Source organism: Nocardia sp. NPDC004722, assembly GCF_053601505.1.
Genome location: NZ_JBSGBY010000649.1, coordinates 1 through 4534 on the forward strand (window position 1 = coordinate 1; position 4534 = coordinate 4534).

Below are 4534 nucleotides of genomic sequence, written 5' to 3' on the forward strand. Positions count from 1 at the left end.
ATGCCGAGCAGGCCGATGCGGGGCTTGCGGGTGGCGGCCGTTTCGGCCGTGGCGGCCGAGGCCGGGGATGCGGTCACAGGGGTAACTCCTTCGTCAGAGCCGGTGGCGGACCAGCGAATCCAGCGCTGGCCGTGGACGTTTTCAGTGCTGGCCGTAGACGTTCTGGTAGCGGTCGTGCAGCGAATCCACCGCGGCCCGCGGAATCGGGATCGGCTGGCCGATCTCGTGGGCCAGATGCGCGGTGCGTGCCACGTCCTCGCACATGACGGCGGCCTTCACCGCCGACCGCGCGTCGGGCCCGATGGTGAACACCCCGTGATTGCGCATCAGCACCGCCGGGGAGCGGTGTCCGACCAGGGTTTCCACCACGCCGCGGCCGATGTCGTCGCCGCCGATGAGGGCGAACGGCCCGACCGGGATCTCCCCGCCGAATTCGTCGGCCATGGCGGTGAGCACGCACGGAATCGCCTCGCCCCGTGCGGCCCAGGCGCTGGCGAAGGACGAATGCGTATGCGCCACACCGCCGACCTCGGGCATGTGGCGATACACGTAGGCGTGCGCGGCGGTGTCGCTGGACGGAGACAGCTCCCCCTCGACGAGATTGCCGTCCAGGTCGCACACCACCATCGACTTCGGGGTCAGATCGTCGTAGGAGACGCCGCTGGGCTTGATGACCAGCAGGTCCGCGCCGGGCACCCGGGCCGACACATTGCCCGCGGTCCACACCACCAGGTTCCAGCGCGTCAGTTCGCGATGCAGATCGACCAGTTGCGAGCGCAGACCGGCCACTGCGAGATCGAGTGCCGTCATCGGGTGGCTACCTCCTTGCGGGCGAGATTGCGGATACGGCGCAGCCGGTGCAGCGCCTCGGTGCCGCCGCGGCCGAAATGGTCGTGCAGCGCGCGATATTCGATGTAGAGGGCGTCGTAGGCGGCCGCACGTTCCGGGTCGGGCGTGTAGGCGGCCCGGTCGACCCGGCCCATCGCCGCCGACGCGGTGCGCACATCCGCGTACGCCCCCGCGGCGACGGCGGCGTGAATGGCCGAGCCGAGCGCGCAGCCCTGCTCGGAGGCGAGCACCGACAGCGGCAGCCCGGTGACGTCGGCGTAGATCTGCATGAGCATGGCGTTCTTCACCAGGCCGCCCGCCACCGTCAGCTCGCGCACCGGAACCCCTGCGGCACGGAAGGTTTCGATGATGGTGCGGGTGCCGAAGGCGGTCGATTCGAGCAGCGCGCGGTAGATGTCCTCGGGCCGGGTGGCCAGCGTCAAGCCGATCAGCACGCCCGACAGATCGTGGTCCACGAGCACGGAGCGGTTGCCGCCCAGCCAGTCCAGCGCGATCAGGCCGTGCTCGCCGACGCGCTGACGCTCGGAGAGTTCGCCGAGGTAGGTGTGCACGTCGACGCCGCGTGCAGCGGCCCGATCGCGGTAGTGGGCGGGCACCGCGTTGTCCACGAACCAGCCGAAGATGTCACCCACCGCGCTCTGCCCGGCCTCGTAACCCCAACTGCCGTCCAGGATTCCGCCGTCCACCACCCCGCACATGCCCGGCACCCGCGCCAGATGATCGGCGTTCATCACGTGGCAGGTGGACGTGCCCATGACCGCGAGCATCTGCCCGTCCCCGACGGCCTGCGCCGCGGGCGCGGTGACATGCGCGTCGACATTGCCGACGGCGACCGCGATCCCGGGGCGCAGGCCGGTCCATCGCGCCGCCTGCTCGGTCAGATCGCCGGCACGACCACCCAGCGGCGACAGCGGATGGGCGAGCTTGCCGACGAAATCGGCGAAGCCCGGATTCAGGGCGGCGAGGTAGGCGGGGCTGGGCCAGGACCCGTCCTGGTACAGCCCCTTGTAGCCCGCGGTGCAGACATTGCGCGTCTCGCGGCCGCACAGCTGCCAGACGATCCAGTCCGCCGCCTCGATGAAACGCGTAGCGGCGGCATAGATCTCGGGATCCTCCTTGAGCATCTGCAGGCCCTTGGCGAATTCCCATTCACTCGAGATGCGGCCGCCGTAGCGGCCGATCCAGGTTTCGCCGCGCTCGTGGGCCACGGCGGTGACGCGGTCGGCCTGCTCCTGCGCGGCGTGATGCTTCCAGAGTTTCGGATAGGCGTGCGGGCGCTCCGCGAACCGCGCCAACCGGCACAGCGGGGTCCCGTCGGCGGTGGTGGGCAGCACCGTGCACGCCGTGAAATCGGTTGCTATCCCGATGATCTCGGCGACGTCGACCCCCGCTTCCCGGATCGCCGCGGGCACCGCGACGCGCAATACCTCGAGATAGTCCGCGGGATCCTGTAGCGCCCAGTCCGGCGGCAAGGCCGCACCGGTGACGGGCAGTTCGCGTTCGATGACGCCGTGCCGATATTCGCAGACCGCTGTTCCGAGCTCCGCACCGTCGCGCACCCGCACGACCAGGGCTCGACCGGACAGCGTGCCGAAGTCGACACCGACGACGTACTTGTCGGCCATGTATTGCTCCCAGCTATGTTAACGCGCACATTGTTACCCATGACACGGGAGCGGTGTCAAGGTTCGGGTGGCGAGAAGGCATGGGAGCTATGTCGAGATGAGCTGTGTACCAGCAGAAATAAATCAGACCCTGTCCAGTCCGATTATCGGGGACAGGGTCTGGAATATGGACCGGGCCGAGCACGGCGTGTTAACGTTCACCTCGCCGCGTCGTCCACCCTCCGCCCTACGGCGCGGCAACCCCCGGCCACTGGGCGGCCCCGAGCTCGCGGGAAATGGTGCGGGCGGTAGTGCGGACCATATCGATCACCGCGTCCGAGGCGGGCCAGTCCAAGGTAGGGATGACCACGGCCACCGCGCCGGCGATCCCGGAACGATCGAAAATCGCGCCCGCGACCCCGGATTCGCCGAGTACCGCCTCGTCGCATTCGTAGGCGATCCCGGATTCCCTGGTGGCGCCGAGCTGTTCGTCGAGCACCTGCCGCGATGTCACGGTCGTTCCCGTCATGCTGCGCAACTCCAGGCCCTCCGGCAGTCCGCCGAAGGCGAGCATCGCCTTGCCCAGAGCGCTTGCGTGCGCGGGGATTTCGGCTCCGACCTCGGGCATCTGGCGACTGCCGTCCGGGCGCGGCTCGTGATGGATGACCACGACCTCCTCCCCCAGCAATACGCCGACGCGCACCGCGAGACCGGACTGCTGGGCGAGTTCGTGCGCCCAGGCCAGCGAACGGGCGCGCAGGTCCAGCGAGTCGAGATAGACGTTCCCGAAGCGCAGCACGGCCGGTCCGAGGCGGTAGCGCCCGCCCTCGCGCTCCTGCACCACCACGCCGTGCGCTGCCAGGGTGCGCACGATGCCGTGCACGGTGGTCGGGGCGAGCTCGAGTTCGGCGGCGAGCTCGGACAGTGTCATCCGGCGAGCTCCCTGCAGCGCGAACAGGATACGGACCGCCCGATCGACGGACTGGATCACGCCGACACCTCCCTCGATACCCGAAGCGGGGTCTTGTGACCCACGCAACTTCGTCGTACTCTACGCATCACATTCGACATTATCGAATGTGCTTCGAAATTCTCTCGGGAGTTCCCCATGAACGGACTGCGCACGCCGCAGAAACTGGCGGCTGAGGTGCTCGGCACTGCGTTCCTCGTCTTCATCGGTGTCGGGTCGGTGCCCGCCACGCTCATCGTCAACGGCAGCGCGCCGTTCACCATGGCCGATCTGGGCATGATCTCGCTGGCGTTCGCCACGGTCGTGGTCGCGACCGTGTACGCCTTCGGGCATGTGTCAGGGAACCACATCAATCCCGCTGTCACGCTGGCACTCGCGGTCACCCGGCAGTTCCCGTGGCGTGCGGTTCCGGCCTATCTGGCCGCCCAGCTGCTGGGCGCGGTGATCGGCGCGTTCGCCATCGTCGGGGTGCTGGGCCGCCGCGCCTCGGACGTCGGGCTGGGTGTCGCCGCGTATGGCCAGGGCGTGGGCTCGGGCCAGGCGTTCATCGCCGAATTCGTCGGCACGTTCATCCTGGTGCTGACTGTGCTGCTGGCCGTCCATCGCTCTGCGCCTGCGGGATTCGCGGGCGTGGCCATCGGACTGGTGGTGTTCGCCGCCATCATCCCGGTCGCCCCTGCCACCGGTGCGGCGATCAACCCGGCACGCACCTTGGGCCCGATGATCGTGCAGCAGCTCTACGGCGGGCAGGTGTCGTGGGGCCAGGCCCCCGTCTACCTCGCGGCCGAATTCCTGGCGGGCGTCGCCGCCGCGCTGGTGGCTCGGCTGCTCGTCCCGTCCGAAACCGAAGCGGCCGACCGTGATCCGGTCGAAGCGACCGCGTGAGCAAGGAAACCCCATGAAGAAACTCATCAACGATCCGGCCGACATCGTCACCGACGCCCTCGCCGGAATGGCGAGCGCCCATCCGGAACTGCGGATCGATCTGCCCAACCGGCTCATCCTGCGCCAGGACGCGCCCACGCCGGGCAAGGTCGGACTGGTCTCGGGTGGCGGCTCCGGCCACGAACCGCTGCACGGCGGGTTCGTCGGGCTCGGCATGCTCGACGCC

General features: G+C 69.0%; 5 protein-coding genes. 2 read left to right on the forward strand and 3 right to left on the reverse strand.

Annotated elements, in window-relative coordinates:
* Positions 1-141: 141 nt before the first annotated feature.
* The 3 genes from ACWELQ_RS38890 to ACWELQ_RS38900 all read right to left on the reverse strand — a co-directional run bounded on the left by ACWELQ_RS38890 (position 142) and on the right by ACWELQ_RS38900 (position 3444).
* Positions 142-810, reverse strand: coding sequence for an L-ribulose-5-phosphate 4-epimerase (locus ACWELQ_RS38890; RefSeq protein WP_452402009.1), 669 nt, complete (start codon positions 808-810; stop codon positions 142-144).
* Complete coding sequence (araB, locus tag ACWELQ_RS38895) at positions 807-2474, reverse strand: ribulokinase (protein WP_452402010.1); 1668 nt, start codon at positions 2472-2474, stop codon at positions 807-809. The genes ACWELQ_RS38890 and araB overlap by 4 nt, the downstream gene beginning before the upstream one ends.
* Positions 2475-2700: 226 nt before the next feature.
* The gene (locus ACWELQ_RS38900) at positions 2701-3444 is read right to left on the reverse strand and encodes an IclR family transcriptional regulator (RefSeq protein ID WP_452402011.1); all 744 of its coding nucleotides are present in this window, start codon (positions 3442-3444) and stop codon (positions 2701-2703) included.
* 117 nt (positions 3445-3561) lie between these two features.
* Here ACWELQ_RS38900 and ACWELQ_RS38905 point away from each other — a divergent pair, with 117 nt between their 5' ends.
* Both ACWELQ_RS38905 and ACWELQ_RS38910 read left to right on the forward strand, forming a co-directional pair.
* Positions 3562-4308, forward strand: a complete 747-nt coding sequence (locus ACWELQ_RS38905) for an MIP/aquaporin family protein (protein WP_452402012.1) — start codon at positions 3562-3564, stop codon at positions 4306-4308.
* 13 nt (positions 4309-4321) lie between these two features.
* Positions 4322-4534: dihydroxyacetone kinase subunit DhaK (locus ACWELQ_RS38910; protein ID WP_452402013.1), on the forward strand; the 213-nt coding region annotated here is incomplete at its 3' end.